Raw genomic sequence first — 17,631 nt, 5'->3', positions numbered from 1 at the left:
GGTCGTCTTTTTATATCATTGTTATAATTTCATGTAACGAACAGATAGTAGGAACATCACATTTGAGTGGCGAGTTACCCCGATTTAACCATATCCCTTGCATTCCAGCTACTGTACTACTAATGGCATCTGTTTCTAATCGATCACCAATATAATAGCAATCTTTCATTTCAAGATTCAATTGTAATACAGTTCTTTGAAAAATTTCAGGGTCTGGTTTCGATACACCAATTTCACTAGAAGTAGATATGTATTGGAAATATTGTAGAATGTTTAGAGCAGTTAATTTTTCGACTTGTTGTTCATAGTCACCATTACTAATAATACCTAATGAGTGCCCTTCTTGCTTTAAGGTCTGTAATGTATAGTGTACATCTTCAAACGCGGCCCAGTTGTTCTTATATAGTTCTATATATTGATTGAATCTGTGCTGAGATTCCTCGGGTGATAAGTTTATTCCATATGTTTTAAATAAATGGTACATTCGCATCCCTTGTTGTTCTTGAAAAGATAATTCTTTGGATAAAAATTTGTTGAAATATTTCTCGGATAATTCATGCCATAGATTCATAGACTCTAATTCGTTTCCTGAAAAAATATCATTATACTTTTGGAAGAAATGTGAGATGCCATTATTCTCAGCAGTGTCGTAATCAAGTAAAGTTCCAGCAATATCAAAGAAAATCATATTACAATCTCCCTGCTAACAACTATTTAGCGTTTTCCACAACCTCATACCCTCTCACAAACAAGAGCGTCATGTAAGAAACAATAAATGAGAAGATGCTGTACATGCCAACCCAAAAGAAAAATTTTGGAGTGAAGGCGATAACACCTATTATTAAAAAAGTAGCAAACGTTACAATCGGCATTACGTAATACGTTTTCGTTCTACGTGTTCCAATAACAGAAACGATAAAGATAAGTAATGGACAAATTAATAAGACGAAAATCAAGTCATTCATAGGTATGTCCCCTTTTCTAATTGCAGTAATCTGTTTCTCGTAAGCGTTTTGAAATAATTACTCTCCTAATATAATTTCGCTAAGTAATAACGAATCCCTCTTGAAAACGAGTAATTCATGATGAATTTTACAAGCAAAAAACGTAAGCAAGAAAACACTTGCTTACGTTATAGGATAAACATCGCAACGATAGTTGTGACAATTAAACCGATAACAACCGGTAAAAAGTTTCGGCGTGCAAGTTCAAATGGGTCGACTTTACAAATCGCAGCGGCAGGAATAAGTGCCCAAGGGATTAACACCCCGCCCCCGGTCCATACTGCTGCAATTTGCCCGAGTGCTGTTAATGTAGCTGTTCCATGACCAAGTGCTGTGCCGAAAAGATTTGCAATTGAACCAGCAAGTGATATACCTGAAAAACCAGATCCATCTAAGCCGGTAATGACACCAACGATAGTTAATGTCCCTGCTGATACATATTGATTTAAAGGAACAGTTTGAGATAAGGCGATTCCTAAGTCGTTAATGATTCCGTGTGAACCTTTTGGTAAATAGTCCCCGATAATTTTCACAAAGCCGCTATCTCCTAAATAAAAAAGTGCAGCAATTGGAATAACAGGTCCGAAAATTTTAAATCCAAATTGAAGCCCTTCTATGAAATAATCGGTCGTTTTATTTAATCTATTTCCTTTGTAGGCGATGAGAGAAATAATGATAATCATAATAACAGTCGTTCCGCCGATAAGTGCAGTTGCATCGCTTCCTTGCAGTTTAAATTTAATCATACAAAGGATATCAAGGATATATATGATAGGGATACATATGGCGAGCCATTTCTTTATGTGAGGAGATAATAAAATAGTAGTTTTAGATGGTTCAGTTGATGAAGAGGAATCTTGTAAGGATAGTCCTGTATGAAATTCTTTTCGTAAGAAGAAAAATGCGACGGAAGTTGTCACAATGCCCATAACAATTACGAGCGGAACACTGGCAGAAACAACGCTAGAAACAGGAAGACCAGCAGCGTCTGCGGTTAATTTTGGTGCGCCTTGTATAACGAAGTCGCCGGATAAAGCAATCCCATGACCGAATAAGTTCATAGCAATTGCCACTCCAATTGGCGGAAGACCGACGCGTACAGCGACGGGTAATAAAATAGCTCCCATTAAGGCGACAGCCGGAGAAGGCCAAAAGAAGAAAGAAATTGTCATCATCAAAAGACCTATAATCCAGTAGGCGAGGGTAGGTGTACGAATCATCTTTGTAAATGGTGAAATCATCGTATCATTTATGCCGGTATGAACGAGTAGATTGCTCATAGATACGATAATGGAGATGATTAATATAGTTGGTAATAGCTCAGTGATGGCGTAAATGAAACTTTGAAAAATACCGCTAATAGCAAGAGGGATAGAGCTTGTAGCGGTTAATGCTAATAAAAAGATAAAAAAGATACAAATAATAGTCGTATCTTTTCGGAGAATAAAGAAGGTAATAATAGTGAGTAAACAAAGAATATAGAGAGCGTGCAACAGCGTTAATTCAACTCCCATAACATTCACATCCTTTAGGCATTCGTGTAGTTTATTGTATGAAAGCAGTGAAAGTATGTGAGTATAGGGAAAAGAAAAATGCGAAATTTCATGTACTGTAATGGTAAGGAGAGGAAATGGATGTTGGAATACAATTAATCCTAAAAATGGAATTTAAGGAGGGCTTATGCGCAAAATAATTGGGTTTTGGGGATTTATCCTCTCTTGTAGTTTATTAATCATTTTAAATTTGTTTACAAGCAATGAATGGATCAGTATTATACCTGTTTTCGGATTTGTTTTTGTACTGCTATATAACTGGGATGATATAAAACAATATAACAAGAAAAGTATTGGAATTATGATAGGTATCATTGTTATTTGCTCATTTTTCATAGGGTTTATTTTAATAGAAGGGCAGAAACAGATGGAGAAAATGTCTATTTTTCAAGAATGGATGTCTTCTGCAAAAGGTCTTTATATTGTAATTGTAGTAGTTATTTTTCTAAGAATTGTTATAAGCATAGCAAGTTACATATTAAAGGAGAAGTAGAATGGGGGAGTACGAATGAGAGAGAAAATAGGTTATTATGGTGTGCTCGTTTGTATACTATTATCAGTTATTTCAGGGCAATTTCTTAAAAGTGAATGGGTACCAGTTATATTATGTATAGGAGTATTGATTTTTGCTCCTATGTATCGCTGGGATGAGTGGAAAGCATATAGTCGAAAAAAGAAAATTATTTTTAGCATCGAGTTCGTCATTATAATTAGCACGATTCCGTTTTTGTTATTGAAAGGAAATGAAATAATAGATGGCATTGTAATGTTTCAAGGTTGGTTATTTATTGTGAAATTGCTATATTTAATATGTATTTTAATTTCGGTAGCGGTAGTTGCTAAAAAAGTAAACGAAAAGTTATTCGTTAATGAATAAAAGAAAATGCCACCTTATTCGGTGGCATTTTCTTACTTTACTGAATGAGCTTTTTGCATCTTTTTAATTAAACGAATTTGTCCGCGATGGTTGATCTCATCTTCAAATACGTGAAACCACTTAAAATAGTTATTTGCTGGTTTGTCATACCAAAAGTTTGTCGTTTTAAATAACCATTCATTAGGTAACGATTGAAAAGTTTCGATCGTTTTGGAACGTACTTCTTGTAATGTATTTATGTAAAATTCTATCGAGTTTCCTTGTATTCTCTCGCGTCCAAGATTTCCTAATTCAATACCAGGTAACCAACGTTCCAATTCGACTTCCGTAGGTTCACGGTCTTCAAAAGTATGAATTTGGTAGTAAAATTCAATAGCGGCCATATGGTATAATAACATGCCAATTGAATTTGCTTCCTCATCATATAAATAATCAAGTTCTTCCATTGTTAAACCTTCCACCGCTTGCATTGTTGTATAGCGTGCGTAATTCATCATGGAAACAAGTTTGGAAAATTCAACTTGTAAACCATCTATCTTGTCGATTACAAAATTCAATTAAAATTCCCCCTCTTTAAACGATGACTCCAGAGAAAGAATTCTATGTGTAGAGAAGAACTCCTTTTAAAAAGCGGCATGATTTTAACAAGGAATAACAATTAGTTCCCGATTTGATTTTGTAATAACCTCATAGCCATCTTTTGTAATGACGATATCATCTTCAATTCTACAACCGCCCCAGTTTGGTATGTAAATACCTGGTTCAACTGTAACAACCATACCTTCTTCTAGAGTAGCCTTACTTTCTTGGGATAGGCGAAGAGGTTCGTGTATTTCTAAACCAAGACCATGCCCGGTAGAGTGGCCAAAATATTGACCATATCCATGCGCTGTAATGTAATCTCTTGTTATATCATCGATACTTTTCGCAGTCTCTCCAGGTTTAATTGCTTCCGTTCCACGTTTTAATGCTTCAAGTACAACATTGTATATCTTTTTGAATTCTTCCGATGGTTCCCCAATCGCTACAGTACGAGTTATATCGGAACAATATCCTTCGTAAAGTGCACCGAAATCTAATGTGACGATGTCTCCTCGTTCAATTATTTTATTTGATGCAACTCCATGAGGAAGAGAAGAACGAACGCCAGAAGCTACAATAATTTGAAATGATGAGGATGTAGCCCCTTTTTTTCGCATGAAAAATTCTAACTCATCTCGTACATCATTTTCACTTAGTCCTGGTTTTAGAAACGTAAGGACGTGGTGAAATGCTTCATCAGCGATATTAGCAGCGATTTTCATTGTTTCTATTTCAGGAGTGTCTTTAATAATACGAATATTTTCGATGATTTCGCATACTTGAACCATTTCCGCATGTACGTATTTTTGTAAGTTTTTATATTGTTGCAATGTCATGTTGTTTTCTTCAATTCCGAGTTTTTGAATGTTTAATTTCGATACTTGATTTGCAATTTCTTTTTCTAAATTTCCTTTATGCATAATGATTTCCGCATCTTTTATTTGTGACTTCGCTTGATCTACATAGCGAAAATCAGTTATAAAAACAGCTGTATCCGCAGAGATTAAGACGACGCCAGCACTACCAGTAAAGCCTGTTGCATATTGGCGATTTTCTTTTTTGGTAATGAGTAATCCGTCAATTCCATAATTATGTAGTTGTTTTTGTATATTAGTTATTCTTATATTCATTTTAATTCCTCCTTTTTATATTAATAAAGCAAGAATTGTGCCAGTATGTTTATTTACAATAAAAGAGGAGAGGGAGTTGCGTGTCAAAAAAACTAGACACATATAAAATGAATATGTCAAAAAAATTTACAGTAATATAGACTTGTAGAACATAAACTTTTAATTTTAATATTATGTTTTTTGTATAAATAAATGATGGGAATTGGTATAATAAGAGGTCGTTATGTTTTCTTGTAGATAAAGGTGCGTAACGAATAAATAGGAATAAGGAATGTGAGTATATGAAGAAATTAAGTAAAGTCATGTCATTTTGCTTCGCTGCTAGTATGCTAGTTGTAACAGGGTGTGAAAAAAGTGAAATCAAAGTTCAAGCAAATGAAACGATTGAACAGCTTGATGAAGCCCCAGAAGTGACAGAAAAAGAAGCGAAAAAGATTGTAAGAAAGAGTGTAGATGCAATAGCAAATGCATTTAGTGAGATGGAAAAAGAAAATGGATGGAGTCGAAATAATCCTGGAGATTTGGCGACAGCGAAAAAAGGAGTTAAGGGATTAGTTACAGAAAAATTTGTAGAGAACCAGCTTCCTAATTCGCTTGAAACATTTAATAGATCTAGAGAGACAGATATGTTGCCATTCCCTATTAATATTGAACCAGAAATGAGAGTAACGTATGCACAGAAAGATAAAAATTTAACGATTGAAACTATTATACCTTCAAATGATATGGGAAATGAAGCAGAGATATGGGAATTTATTTTCGTTTATAGAGATGGAAGATGGTTACTAGATAAATGGTCAGCACATACACCGGGCGATTTAAAACTTACGAAGGAAGAAGCTAGTGAGTTTCTGAAGATTCGAGGCTTTAAGAATGTCGATTTTGTTAAAGAAGAAAACAGTGGTGACAAAAAATATATTTTTAAAGAAAATACTAGATCAATAGCTGTGGATGCAAAAACATCGGTTATTACATATAATTTAGATGAGCAAAAACAGGAAAAAGAAGCGAAAGAAAATAGTAGTCAAGAACACGAAAACATTAAGGGAAATAGCATGAATACGCATGCTACTTCTAAAGAAGAGAAGCAGACTAAAAAAGAAACTTCGTCAGCAGTAGGTAAAAATAAGGTTTTAAATGAGTTAGCGGCTCTAGAAAACCAAGAAAAACATACAAATGTCATGTCAACAAATGACATAGTAAATGAAATAGAAGGAAATTATGAACTGTGGGATAATAAACTAAATGAAATTTACAGTACATTAAAAAATACGATGTCCCCTGATGCATTTCAGTCATTAAAAACGAAACAAATTGCGTGGGTTAAAGAAAAGGAAAGTAAGGTTAAAGCAATTGGTACTGATACAAATAACGGAACGATGAGACGTATAGAAGCTTCAGAAGAGAAATACAAGATGACAAAAGAAAGATGTTATGAATTAGTGAATGGGTATATGAACTAGTCTGAACGAATACAAAAATGCGTTGCTTATTAGCAACGCATTTTTGTATTTAAGCTTTTAATTTCATTACAGTGTCAACATCCGGTGTTACATATACGGTTTGCTGATTGTCGTACGTAACAAACCCAAGTTTTGCACCACTCGGTTTTTTCACATGACGTATTTTGGTGAAATCAACAGGTACAGAGCTAGACTCTTTTGCTTTACTGTAATAAGCAGCAATTTTGGCAGCTTCTAGTAAAGTTTCTTCAGCAGGTTCTAAAGAACGAATGACAACGTGAGAACCAGGTATGTCTTTCGTATGTAACCAAATTTCATCACGTCGGGCAAATTTCGTTGTTAAATAATCATTTTGCTTGTTGTTTTTACCGACGAAAATTTCTGTGCCATCACTAGCTACATATTTATCTAATACTGGTTTAGTAGGCTTTTTCTTTGCGTTTTTCGTTTTACGATTGCGCATATAACCTTCTTCAGCTAATTCCTCACGAATTTCTTCAATATCTTTTGAAGAAGCAGCTTCCATTTGTTGAAGTAAGCTATCAAAATAAAGAATTTCTTCATTTGTTTTTTTGATTTGTTCTTCTACAACAACAACTGAATTTTTCGCTTTTTGGTACTTTTGGAAATAACGTTGCGCATTGTCAGATGGTGTTTTTAAAGGATCTAATGTGATTTTTACAGTTCCGCTATTTTTGTCGTAATAGTTAACGACTTCAATATCTTTATCCCCTTTTTTCAAAGCGTACATATTGGCTGTAAGTAATTCTCCAAATAGTTGATATTTATCTGCTTTTCCGGCATCTTGTAATGTTTTTTCTAGTTTAATGAGTTTTTTCTCATTTTTATTTTTTTCGTTTTGCATAAAGCGTTCTAAATCATGAGCTTGTTGTTTTACGCGGTCGCGCTCTGCTTTTCCAAAAAAGAATCGGTCTAGCAATTCACTAACAGATGAGAATGTTTTGTTTTCTCCTTGCAAGTGTGCAAGAGGGAAAAGATAAAAGAATTCTTTCCCATTTGAAGTAGTCATTGTTGGTGAATATGTATGAGTTAATAATGGTTTTTGTATGGAGAAAAATGCATCAGCTAATGCTTTTTCATTTACCATACCTGCCTTTTTCACTACCTCTTTTGCGAATAACGGCGATATTCCCGTAAAGGTGCCAACAAGCTGTTTATCCATGTTTCCAGATAGAAAGTCTAGCGGTCTAATAAATTCATCATTTGTTCCAATCTGAAGTGGGTTAATCTTATGTTGTGCTGGTGGTGCAATATATTCAGCTCCAGCGTATACAGTTCGATGTCGGTTTACTGCTAAAGAAACGTGTTTTAAGCTATCTAAAATATTATTTGTTTTTGTGTCTACTAAAATGATGTTACTATGTCGTCCCATTATTTCAATTACTAATGTTTTTAGCGATTCATCACCAATTTCATTTCTGCTACGAACTGTGATTTGAATAATACGCTCTAAATCAATTTGTTCAATTTTTTCAATGAATCCACCTTCTAGATGTTTACGGAGAAGCATACAAAACATTGGCGGAAGTGCAGGTGAATCGTAATTTTGATTTGTTAAGTGTAAACGTGCATATGTCGGATGAGCGGAAAGAATCAGTTTTTGATTTTTTCCGTTTGCTCGAATATGTAATAAAATCTCGTATTTTGAAGGTTGGTATATTTTGGAAATTCGTCCCGTGTAAAGAGAATTTGCAATTTCATGTGTAATTGCTCTTGTAAATAATCCATCGAATGCCATAAATGAACACTCCTTTCTAACTAAAAGTTAATTATAGCATTTTTTTGGACGAGGCTGAATAAGCTTTCAATAGAGTATGTCTGGAATCAGGAGGTCGATAGCGGGATGAACTGGTATGGAATGCGCGCAAATGAAGTGGAAGAAAGAACGAATACGAATGTGAAGGTTGGACTTACAGAGAAAGAAGCAGAGGGGCGAATAAAAAAATTTGGTACAAATGAATTAGATGAAGCAAAAAGGCCTTCTGCGCTGATGGTATTTTTGGCACAATTTAAAGATTTTATGGTACTTGTTTTGTTTGGTGCAACAATAGTTTCTGCTTTTTTAGGGGAATACATTGATTCTATTGCGATTGTAGCAATTGTTATTATCAATGGTATTCTTGGCTTTTTTCAAGAAAGAAAGGCTGAAAAGTCATTAGAAGCTTTAAAAGAGCTAGCCGCCCCGCAAGTTACTGTACTGCGGAATGGAAAGTGGGTAAAGGTACCGTCTAAAGCACTCGTTTTAGGTGATGTTATTAAATTTTCTAGTGGCGATCGTATTGGAGCTGATGTACGTCTTGTTGAGGCATCGAGTTTATATATCGAAGAATCAGCTTTGACAGGAGAGTCCGTACCGGTGCAGAAAAAGGTAGAAGCATTGCAAGTGCAAGATGTTTCAATTGGTGATCAAAAAAATATGGCTTTCATGGGTACGATGATTACGCGAGGCTCTGGAGCAGGAGTCGTTGTAGCAACTGGTATGAATACAGCGATGGGCCAAATTGCAAACATGTTACAAAATGCAGAGCAAATGGAAACACCACTGCAAAGAAGATTAGAGCAACTCGGAAAAATATTAATTATTGTGGCTCTTGTTTTGACAGCGCTTGTCGTATTAGCCGGGGTGTATCAAGGAAATGAAGTGTATCATATGTTTTTAGCTGGCGTGTCGCTAGCTGTTGCTGCTATTCCAGAAGGGTTGCCAGCAATTGTTACAGTAGCTTTATCGCTTGGTGTACAGCGTATGATAAAAAAGAGAGCGATTGTAAGAAAGTTACCAGCGGTAGAAACGTTAGGTTGTGCTTCTGTTATATGCTCTGATAAAACAGGAACGATGACGCAAAACAAAATGATGGTAACACATATGTGGTCAGGTGGAGAGTTGTGGAAAGTGACAGGTCAAGGGTATGAACCTAATGGATCTTTTCTGAAAGGTGAAAAAGAAGTTAATCCAGCTAAGACGAAAGCACTTTATCAACTACTCACATTTGGTTCACTATGTAATAATGCAAATATTATTCAAAAGAAAAAGGCGTATGTATTAGATGGAGATCCAACTGAGGGAGCACTTGTAGCTGCAGCAATGAAAGCGGGGATAACGCGTGAGGCACTGAAAGGGAAATTTGAAATTATTCGTGAATTTCCGTTTGATTCAACTCGGAAAATGATGAGTGTTATTGTACGAGATAGAGAAGGGAAAAAGTTTGTCGTTACGAAGGGAGCACCAGATGTCCTCCTGCAAATGAGTCAAACGATTTTATGGGGAGATAAGCAGCAACCACTAAGTGAGTTGTATAGAAAAGAAGTACAGGCGGCTATTCATAGTTTAGGTAGTCAAGCGCTGCGAACAATTGCAGTTGCATTTAAGCCATTAAAAGCAACGGACTCTATTGAACATGAAAGAGACGTTGAAAAGGATTTTATGTTAGTTGGGATACAAGGTATGATTGATCCGCCAAGACCAGAGGTAGAGCAGGCTGTAAAAGAGTGCAGAGAAGCTGGTATTCGAACAGTGATGATTACAGGTGACCATAAAGTTACAGCAATGGCGATTGCGGAACAATTAGGGGTTTTACCACAAGGAGGACGCGTTGTTGAAGGAGTAGAACTCGCAAATATGGATGTAGAAGAACTAGAAAATGTTGTAGAAGATACGTATGTATTTGCTCGTGTATCACCAGAACATAAATTGAAAATTGTTAAGGCGTTGCAAAATAAAGGACATATAGTAGCGATGACAGGTGATGGAGTGAACGATGCTCCAGCTATAAAAACAGCGGATATTGGAATAGCGATGGGAATTACAGGGACAGACGTTGCGAAAGAAGCTTCATCTCTTGTTTTGTTGGACGATAATTTTGCTACGATTAAATCGGCAATTAAAGAAGGTAGAAATATATACGAGAATATACGTAAGTTTATTCGTTATTTATTAGCATCGAACGTAGGAGAAATTTTAGTCATGTTATTTGCGATGTTACTTGCATTACCGCTGCCGATGGTTCCAATCCAAATTTTATGGGTGAACTTAGTTACAGACGGTTTACCAGCGATGGCACTAGGTTTGGATAAAGCTGAAGGAGACGTGATGAAGAGGACGCCGCGTCATCCGAAAGAAGGGGTATTTGCTAGAGGGCTTGCGTGGAAAATTTTAAGCCGTGGCTTTCTAATTGGAGCAGTGACGTTAGTGGCGTTTATTATTGCATATAATCAACATCCAAATGAGCTGAAATATGCACAAACTGTAGCATTCGCAACGTTAGTACTTGCTCAGCTTATTCATGTATTTGATTGCCGAAGTGAGCATTCTGTTTTTCACCGCAATCCGTTTGGAAATGTGTATTTAGTAGGGGCGGTTATCATTTCATTACTACTAATGCTCGTCGTTATATATTACCCACCGTTACAACCGATTTTTAGCACGATGCCAATACAAGCAAGAGATTGGTTGTTAATTGGAGGTTTGTCATCAATTCCGACCTTCTTATTAGTAGGTTCTTTATTAACAGGGAAAAAAGGGAAAAAGGAAAAGCCAATATTATATAAGAAGGGATTAAACTTGAAATAGTCAATGATATGAAAATGTGATATAATTTACAGAAGGTAGTAGAGCCTTGTCTCTATTACCTTTTTCATTGAGTTATTTCATGGCTTGGATGTGATAAAAATGATTTGTAGTATGACAGGATTTGGAAGGTCAAAAGTGGAAAATGATGCTTTTCAAATTACAGTAGAAATGAAATCAGTGAACCACCGTTTTCTAGAGATGAGTATTCGACTTCCGAAGCAAATGATGGTATTTGAAGACAAAATTCGTAAAATAATTGCACAGCAAGTTCGACGTGGACGCATTGAAGTGTCTATTAGTATAACGGGTGAAGGGCTTGTTGAAAGAAAATTAAGTGTGAATTGGTCGCTTCTTGAGCAGTACCAATCAATTATGGAAGATATAAAAGGAAAATTTCAATTACAAGATTCTATTACACTGGCGCAATTAATGACAATGCCAGAAGTAACAGCGATTGAAGAAGCTGAAAATGTAAATGAACAATTTGAGAACAGTTTATATGAGGCTGTTCACCAAGCTGCTCATATGTTAAAAATGATGAGAGATGGCGAAGGAGAACGATTACATAAAGATATAGCGTATCGTTTACAAGAGATTCACAATTGTGTAAATGCAGTTATTCCGCATGCACCGATTGTTACACAAAAATATCGTGAACGATTAGAAAATCGCTTAAAAGAATTACATAATCAAGATCTAGATGAACAAAGATTGTTAACAGAAGTCGCAATCTTTGCAGAACGTTGTGATATTCACGAAGAGTTAGTTCGTTTGCAAAGTCATTTAGAGCAATTTCGTGAAACACTGCAGATTGAAGAACCTGTTGGAAGAAAAATGGATTTCATCGTGCAAGAGATGCATAGAGAAATTAATACGATTGGTTCTAAGGCAAATGACTTAACAATTTCAAAATATGTTGTAGAAATGAAAAATAACCTTGAAAAAATTCGTGAACAAGTACAAAATATTGAGTAGCTTTCAAAAAATATATAAAGTTATACGTGGTGGAGAAATCGGATAGACTTACTAGGAGGCGCAAACTATGGCCATGCGGTTTTTAAATATTGGATACGGAAATATTGTATCTGCTCATCGAATTATTGCTATTGTAAGTCCGGAGTCAGCTCCTATTAAACGAACAGTACAGGAAGCACGCGAACATAATGCTTTACTTGATGCTACGTATGGGAGAAAAACAAGGGCGGTTATTGTTATGGATGATGGGCATGTTGTATTAAGTCCAATTCAGCCAGAGACGATTGCACATCGTTTGAATAATAAAGAAGATTTAAGTGAGGAAGGGTAGGTTTTACATATTTATGAGAAGTAGAAGAGGATTGCTCATCGTTCTTTCAGGACCTTCTGGGGTTGGTAAAGGAACGGTTCGAAAAGAGCTGTTTAGTCATGAGGATACACGTTTTCAGTACTCCATTTCAGTAACGACACGTAAGCCACGTGAAGGTGAAGTGGATGGTGTGGATTATTTCTTTAAAGAGAGAGAAGAATTTGAGGAAATGATTCGTAATGAAAAATTACTTGAGTGGGCTGAGTTCGTAGGTAATTATTACGGAACACCGATTGACTATGTTGAAAAAACATTACAAGAAGGAAAAGATGTATTCTTAGAAATTGAAGTGCAAGGAGCAATTCAAGTTAAGAAAGCTTTCCCAGAAGGTGTATTTATTTTCTTAGCACCCCCAAGTTTATCTGAACTAAAGAACCGTATTGTCGGCCGTGGTACAGAAACTGAAGATGTTATTGAAAATCGTTTAACGGTAGCGAAAGAAGAAATCGAAATGATGGACGCTTACGACTATGTTGTAGAAAACGATCAAGTTGAATTAGCTTGTGAAAGAATTAAAGCAATTGTGGTTGGTGAACATTGCCGCCGCGAAAGAGTAGCAAAATATTATAAAGAAATGACGGAGGGTCTATAATTATGTTAAATCCATCAATTGATTCATTATTAACAAAAATCGATTCTAAATATACACTTGTAACAGTAGCTGCAAAGCGTGCACGTGAAATGCAACTTGCGGACAATTGTGTTATTGAAAAGCCTGTTTCTCATAAATGTGTGGGTAAATCATTAGAAGAAATCGATGCAGAAGTATTAAAATATGTACCAAGTGAAGGCAAAATAATTGATTAAGACCTTCTTTTCGACAAATTAAAACATAGACTTTATAATTTTCTATGTAACGGTAACAACCTATTTACAAGTAGGTTGTTATTTTTTTACGGTAGGGAAGAAATATTGGTACTGACGAGCTGAGAATTTTGTTTCAGTATTATAAGTTTGAAAAAGAAAGAGGACGAGCCATATGCTAAAAGGGAAAAAGATACTTTTATGTGTAACAGGAGGCATTGCAGTCTTTAAAGGGGCTGCATTAACGAGTAAATTGACACAAGCTGGTGCTATTGTAAAAGTAATGATGAGTGAGTCGGCAATGAAGTTTGTTACACCTCTTACATTCCAAGCGCTTTCTCGCCATGATGTATATACAGATACATTCGATGAGAAAGACTCAGCTGTTATTGCTCATATCGATTTAGCAGATTGGGCAGATGTTGTACTTGTTGCACCTGCTACAGCTAATTGTATTGGAAAGTTAGCTAACGGTATTGCAGATGATATGATTACAACTACTTTGTTAGCTACTACAGCCCCAGTGTGGATTGCACCTGCTATGAATGTGCATATGTATGAAAATAAAATTGTTCACAAAAATATGATGACGTTAAAAACGTTAGGATATACATTTATTGAGCCTGGAGAAGGTTTTTTAGCTTGTGGTTATGTAGCGAAGGGAAGATTAGAAGAACCAGAAGCGATTATTGCACGGTTAGAAGAGGCCTTTTCAGAAAAAAAACCATTGCAAGGAAAAAAGATATTAATAACTGCTGGTCCAACTCGTGAAAAGATTGATCCAGTTCGTTTTATGACGAATTTTTCTTCTGGAAAAATGGGATATGCACTTGCAGAAGTGGCAGCGAACTTAGGTGCTGATGTCATACTCGTTTCGGGACCGACAGCATTAAATCCACCAGTACATGTAACAACAGTGCAAGTGGAGTCTGCACAAGATATGTTAGAGGCAGTACTTCAACATTATCAAGACGTAGATGTTGTCATTAAAACAGCAGCAGTTGCAGATTATCGCCCGAAATATGTTCATGATAATAAAATGAAAAAGAAAAATGGTGATGCTGTAATTGAACTAGAGAGAACAGTAGATATTTTAAAAACGTTAGGTGAAAAGAAAGACCAACAGTTACTTATCGGCTTTGCGGCTGAAACGACAAATGTAGAAGAATACGCAACGAGAAAATTGCGTGAAAAAAATGCAAATATGATTGTTGCGAATGATGTAAAAGCGCAAGGAGCTGGATTTGGTACAGATACGAATATTGTAACAATGTATAAAAAAGATGGAGAGATTATCGAGTTACCACTTTTAACGAAGAAAGAAGTTGCTCGTGAAATATTAAAGCAAATTGAAATGATGTTAGAAGATGGTCGTCTATGAAATTTGCAAGTGTAATTGTTGATGTACCTGCACGTCAGACAGATCGACCATTTGATTATATTATCCCTAAAAAATGGGAAGATATTGTCCAGACAGGCATGCGTGTAGTAGTTCCATTTGGCCCAAGGAAATTGCAAGGTTTTATTATTGGGATCAAAGATTCGGCTGAAGTAGAAAGCAAGAAGTTAAAGACAATCCATGAAATATTAGATGTAACGCCGGTTCTAAACGAGGAATTATTAAAGCTTGGATATTGGCTTACAGGTGAAACGTTATGTTATATGATTTCAGCTTTTCAAGTCATGCTTCCAACAGCAATAAAAGCAACGTATAAAAAGCGTCTTCAACTTCGTAAACAAGAAGAAGTAGCACCTGAACTACCGTTTTTATTTCAAGGCAAAGAAGCAATAGATTGGGAAGCGATTGAGACGCAGCCACATCTATACCGTACTATTCAACAAGAAATTAAAAATGGTACGATTGAAGTTGTTTATCAGGTGAAAGATAAAGTGCAAAAGAAGAAACAAAGAGTTGTCCTACCGGAATTGCCAGAAGATAAATTGGAATTAGCAGCATTTGAACTGAAAAGTAAAAAACAACAAGATGTACTCTATTATTTTGTGGAAAATTATAAAAGCGTGCCGTTGAAAGTGATAACAGAAGAGTTGCAAATAACAGAGGCTCCGATTAAAGCTCTTGTTAAAAAGGGGCTACTCTCAGAAAAGTATGTGGAAGTGTACCGAAATCCGTATGACGATGATGATTTTGAACAAACGAAACCATTCCCGCTTACGGAGGAACAACAGCAAGTTATTGCACCGATCTTATCATCAATTACAAATGAAACTTACAATCCATTTTTACTATATGGTGTTACAGGAAGCGGAAAAACAGAAGTATATTTACAATCTATAGCAGCGGTGCTCGAGAAAGGAAAAGAAGCGATTGTGCTTGTTCCTGAAATTGCATTAACGCCTCAGATGGTAGATCGTTTTAAAGGTAGATTTGGCTCGCAAGTTGCGGTTCTTCATAGTGCGTTGTCTGTTGGAGAAAAATATGATGAATGGCGTAAGATTTTAAGAAAAGAAGTGAAAGTTGTAGTTGGTGCACGTTCAGCTGTATTTGCTCCTTTTGAAAATTTAGGGATTATTATTATTGATGAGGAGCATGAATCGAGCTATAAGCAAGAAGATAATCCGAGGTATCATGCAAGGGATGTAGCTGTGTGGAGGGGACAGTATCATAAATGTCCTATCGTTCTTGGTAGTGCAACACCAACACTTGAATCGTTTGCAAGAGCAAAAAAAGGTGTGTACGAATTACTAACGATGGAAAAGCGTATGAACGAACAAGCTTTACCAACAGTAGAAATTGTTGATATGCGTGAAGAACTTCGTGATGGAAATCGTTCCATGTTTTCGAAGGCACTGCATGAAAAAATAGCAGATCGATTAGAAAAGAAAGAACAAATGGTGCTCTTTTTGAATAGAAGAGGTCATTCTACATTTGTAATGTGCCGGGATTGCGGGTACGTTGTACAATGTCCGCATTGTGATATATCGTTGACATATCATAAAATGAACCATCGTTTAAAATGTCATTATTGTAGTTACGAAGAGAATATGCCGAATGCGTGTCCTGCTTGTCAAAGTACATATATTCGTTTCTTTGGTACAGGTACACAAAAGGTAGAAGAAGAAATTACAAAACTATTTCCAGAGGCACGAGTCATTCGGATGGATGTAGATACGACAAGTCGCAAAGGAATGCATGAAAAATTATTAAAGGCGTTCGGGGAAGAAAAAGCAGATATATTACTTGGAACACAAATGATTGCGAAAGGATTAGATTTTCCTAAAGTAACACTTGTTGGGGTTTTAACTGCAGATACGATGCTTCACTTACCTGATTTTCGGGCGAGCGAAAAGACTTATCAGTTATTGACGCAAGTAAGTGGACGAGCAGGCAGACATGAATTGCCCGGGGAAGTTATAATTCAAACGTATACGCCAGAACATTACAGTATAGAGTTAGCAAAGAACCAACAATATGATGTGTTTTTTGACCAAGAAATGCTGATGAGACGAACGAGACAATATCCACCTTATTACTATGTTGTACTTGTGACGGTATCTCACCCGGAATTATTAAAAGCAGTACAAGTGACGGAAAAAATTGTCGGTCATTTACGGTCGCACTGCACAGAGCAAACAATGGTGTTAGGACCGGTTGCTTCAGCAATTCCAAGGATAAAAGATAGATATCGTTATCAATGCATGATAAAATACAAACGGGAACCAAACTTAAAGAACGTGCTCAAAATGGTAAATGAACATTATCAAGCAGAAATGCAAAAAGAGCTACAAATCTCAATTGATTTTAATCCAACAATGTTAATGTAGCGGAGGGAAATATGGCAGTTTTAGAAATAGTAAAGCATCCAAATGAAGTGTTAGAAGCACCGTGTGAAAGAGTAATTAACTTTGATAAAAAGTTAGTGAAATTGTTGAAAGATATGCATGAAACAATGTTAATTGCGGACGGAGTCGGTTTAGCTGCGCCTCAAGTCGGGGTAAGCTTGCAAGTGGCGGTAGTTGATATCGGTGATGATACGGGAAAAATCGAGTTAATTAATCCATCGATACTAGAAAAACGTGGTGAACAAGTAGGTCCCGAAGGCTGTTTAAGCTTCCCGGGACTTTATGGTGAAGTGGAACGTGCGGATTATATTAAAGTACGCGCGCAAAATCGCCGAGGTAAAGTATTTTTACTAGAAGCAGAAGGGTTTTTAGCGCGTGCAATTCAACATGAAATCGATCATTTACATGGTGTGTTATTTACATCGAAAGTGACAAGATATTATGAGGAAAACGAATTAGAATAGGTGTTAAAAGGAGCGGTTTT

General features: G+C 36.1%; 17 protein-coding genes. 11 read left to right on the top strand and 6 right to left on the bottom strand.

Translation table 11 applies throughout. The annotated features are described in order from the left end of the window. Positions 1-10 precede the first annotated feature (10 nt). From DN390_RS09930 to DN390_RS09920, 3 genes are all read right to left on the bottom strand, one after another. Positions 11-688 (bottom strand): HAD family hydrolase, encoded by a 678-nt coding sequence (locus DN390_RS09930; protein WP_147807283.1) that lies wholly within the window; start codon positions 686-688, stop codon positions 11-13. 22 nt (positions 689-710) lie between these two features. Further along, complete coding sequence (locus DN390_RS09925; RefSeq protein ID WP_147807282.1) at positions 711-965, bottom strand: YbeF family protein; 255 nt, start codon at positions 963-965, stop codon at positions 711-713. 167 nt (positions 966-1,132) lie between these two features. Then, entirely contained in the window at positions 1,133-2,518 is a 1,386-nt protein-coding gene (locus DN390_RS09920; RefSeq protein WP_147807281.1) for a hypothetical protein, read from the bottom strand. A 166-nt stretch (positions 2,519-2,684) separates the two neighbouring features. On the opposite strand from DN390_RS09920, the gene DN390_RS09915 reads away from it, so the two are divergent. Then, positions 2,685-3,050 (top strand): YoqO family protein, encoded by a 366-nt coding sequence (locus tag DN390_RS09915; protein WP_147807280.1) that lies wholly within the window; start codon positions 2,685-2,687, stop codon positions 3,048-3,050. 15 nt (positions 3,051-3,065) lie between these two features. Then, positions 3,066-3,434 carry a YoqO family protein gene (locus DN390_RS09910; protein ID WP_098288840.1) on the top strand — a complete coding sequence of 123 codons (369 nt, stop codon included), beginning with the start codon at positions 3,066-3,068 and terminating at the stop codon, positions 3,432-3,434. 32 nt (positions 3,435-3,466) lie between these two features. Here DN390_RS09910 and DN390_RS09905 read toward each other — a convergent pair whose 3' ends face one another. Beyond that, the gene (locus DN390_RS09905) at positions 3,467-3,991 is read right to left on the bottom strand and encodes a DinB family protein (protein WP_147807279.1); all 525 of its coding nucleotides are present in this window, start codon (positions 3,989-3,991) and stop codon (positions 3,467-3,469) included. An 84-nt stretch (positions 3,992-4,075) separates the two neighbouring features. Further along, positions 4,076-5,146, bottom strand: a complete 1,071-nt coding sequence (locus DN390_RS09900; protein WP_147807278.1) for a M24 family metallopeptidase — start codon at positions 5,144-5,146, stop codon at positions 4,076-4,078. Between the two features lie 281 nt (positions 5,147-5,427). Here DN390_RS09900 and DN390_RS09895 point away from each other — a divergent pair, with 281 nt between their 5' ends. Next, positions 5,428-6,609: a lysozyme inhibitor LprI family protein gene (locus DN390_RS09895; RefSeq protein ID WP_147807277.1), complete on the top strand. Its 1,182-nt coding sequence runs from the start codon at positions 5,428-5,430 to the stop codon at positions 6,607-6,609. Positions 6,610-6,658: 49 nt separating this feature from the next. Here the strand turns inward: DN390_RS09895 and DN390_RS09890 are convergent, their stop codons facing one another. Further along, on the bottom strand, positions 6,659-8,368 hold the full coding sequence (locus DN390_RS09890; protein ID WP_147807276.1) for an Rqc2 family fibronectin-binding protein: 1,710 nt from the start codon (positions 8,366-8,368) through the stop codon (positions 6,659-6,661). Between the two features lie 105 nt (positions 8,369-8,473). On the opposite strand from DN390_RS09890, the gene DN390_RS09885 reads away from it, so the two are divergent. The 8 genes from DN390_RS09885 to def all read left to right on the top strand — a co-directional run bounded on the left by DN390_RS09885 (position 8,474) and on the right by def (position 17,611). Continuing rightward, entirely contained in the window at positions 8,474-11,197 is a 2,724-nt protein-coding gene (locus DN390_RS09885) for a calcium-translocating P-type ATPase, SERCA-type (RefSeq protein WP_147807275.1), read from the top strand. 99 nt (positions 11,198-11,296) lie between these two features. Continuing rightward, positions 11,297-12,172 (top strand): YicC/YloC family endoribonuclease, encoded by an 876-nt coding sequence (locus tag DN390_RS09880; protein ID WP_147807274.1) that lies wholly within the window; start codon positions 11,297-11,299, stop codon positions 12,170-12,172. A gap of 67 nt (positions 12,173-12,239) precedes the next feature. Then, positions 12,240-12,503 (top strand): extracellular matrix/biofilm regulator RemA, encoded by a 264-nt coding sequence (remA, locus tag DN390_RS09875; RefSeq protein ID WP_001251456.1) that lies wholly within the window; start codon positions 12,240-12,242, stop codon positions 12,501-12,503. Between the two features lie 13 nt (positions 12,504-12,516). Continuing rightward, a complete protein-coding gene (gene gmk / locus DN390_RS09870; RefSeq protein ID WP_001257740.1) occupies positions 12,517-13,134 on the top strand; it encodes a guanylate kinase in 618 nt (205 codons plus the stop codon). Positions 13,135-13,136: 2 nt separating this feature from the next. Next, complete coding sequence (gene rpoZ / locus DN390_RS09865) at positions 13,137-13,349, top strand: DNA-directed RNA polymerase subunit omega (protein ID WP_060632012.1); 213 nt, start codon at positions 13,137-13,139, stop codon at positions 13,347-13,349. A 172-nt stretch (positions 13,350-13,521) separates the two neighbouring features. Beyond that, positions 13,522-14,727 (top strand): bifunctional phosphopantothenoylcysteine decarboxylase/phosphopantothenate--cysteine ligase CoaBC, encoded by a 1,206-nt coding sequence (gene coaBC / locus DN390_RS09860; RefSeq protein ID WP_147807273.1) that lies wholly within the window; start codon positions 13,522-13,524, stop codon positions 14,725-14,727. Continuing rightward, entirely contained in the window at positions 14,724-17,129 is a 2,406-nt protein-coding gene (priA, locus tag DN390_RS09855) for a primosomal protein N' (RefSeq protein WP_147807272.1), read from the top strand. The genes coaBC and priA overlap by 4 nt, the downstream gene beginning before the upstream one ends. An 11-nt stretch (positions 17,130-17,140) precedes the next feature. After that, positions 17,141-17,611, top strand: coding sequence for a peptide deformylase (gene def, locus DN390_RS09850; RefSeq protein WP_060632009.1), 471 nt, complete (start codon positions 17,141-17,143; stop codon positions 17,609-17,611). The last annotated feature ends 20 nt before the right edge of the window (positions 17,612-17,631 follow it).

Source organism: Bacillus sp. SH7-1 (genome assembly GCF_008042405.1).
Lineage (GTDB): Bacteria > Bacillota > Bacilli > Bacillales > Bacillaceae_G > Bacillus_A > Bacillus_A thuringiensis_N.
Note: the sequence above shows the minus strand (reverse complement) of the source record. Positions and strands in the feature narration are given on the sequence as shown.

Coding starts and splice junctions, on each gene's coding strand:
- coaBC (WP_147807273.1), top strand. CDS start 13,522: ATGCTAAAAGGGAAAAAGATACTTTTATGTGTAACAGGAGGCATTGCA.
- priA (WP_147807272.1), top strand. CDS start 14,724: ATGAAATTTGCAAGTGTAATTGTTGATGTACCTGCACGTCAGACAGAT.
- def (WP_060632009.1), top strand. CDS start 17,141: ATGGCAGTTTTAGAAATAGTAAAGCATCCAAATGAAGTGTTAGAAGCA.
- DN390_RS09925 (WP_147807282.1), bottom strand. CDS start 965: ATGAATGACTTGATTTTCGTCTTATTAATTTGTCCATTACTTATCTTT.
- DN390_RS09895 (WP_147807277.1), top strand. CDS start 5,428: ATGAAGAAATTAAGTAAAGTCATGTCATTTTGCTTCGCTGCTAGTATG.
- DN390_RS09910 (WP_098288840.1), top strand. CDS start 3,066: ATGAGAGAGAAAATAGGTTATTATGGTGTGCTCGTTTGTATACTATTA.
- DN390_RS09885 (WP_147807275.1), top strand. CDS start 8,474: ATGAACTGGTATGGAATGCGCGCAAATGAAGTGGAAGAAAGAACGAAT.
- DN390_RS09930 (WP_147807283.1), bottom strand. CDS start 688: ATGATTTTCTTTGATATTGCTGGAACTTTACTTGATTACGACACTGCT.
- DN390_RS09920 (WP_147807281.1), bottom strand. CDS start 2,518: ATGGGAGTTGAATTAACGCTGTTGCACGCTCTCTATATTCTTTGTTTA.
- gmk (WP_001257740.1), top strand. CDS start 12,517: ATGAGAAGTAGAAGAGGATTGCTCATCGTTCTTTCAGGACCTTCTGGG.
- DN390_RS09890 (WP_147807276.1), bottom strand. CDS start 8,368: ATGGCATTCGATGGATTATTTACAAGAGCAATTACACATGAAATTGCA.
- DN390_RS09915 (WP_147807280.1), top strand. CDS start 2,685: ATGCGCAAAATAATTGGGTTTTGGGGATTTATCCTCTCTTGTAGTTTA.
- remA (WP_001251456.1), top strand. CDS start 12,240: ATGGCCATGCGGTTTTTAAATATTGGATACGGAAATATTGTATCTGCT.
- DN390_RS09880 (WP_147807274.1), top strand. CDS start 11,297: ATGATTTGTAGTATGACAGGATTTGGAAGGTCAAAAGTGGAAAATGAT.
- rpoZ (WP_060632012.1), top strand. CDS start 13,137: ATGTTAAATCCATCAATTGATTCATTATTAACAAAAATCGATTCTAAA.
- DN390_RS09900 (WP_147807278.1), bottom strand. CDS start 5,146: ATGAATATAAGAATAACTAATATACAAAAACAACTACATAATTATGGA.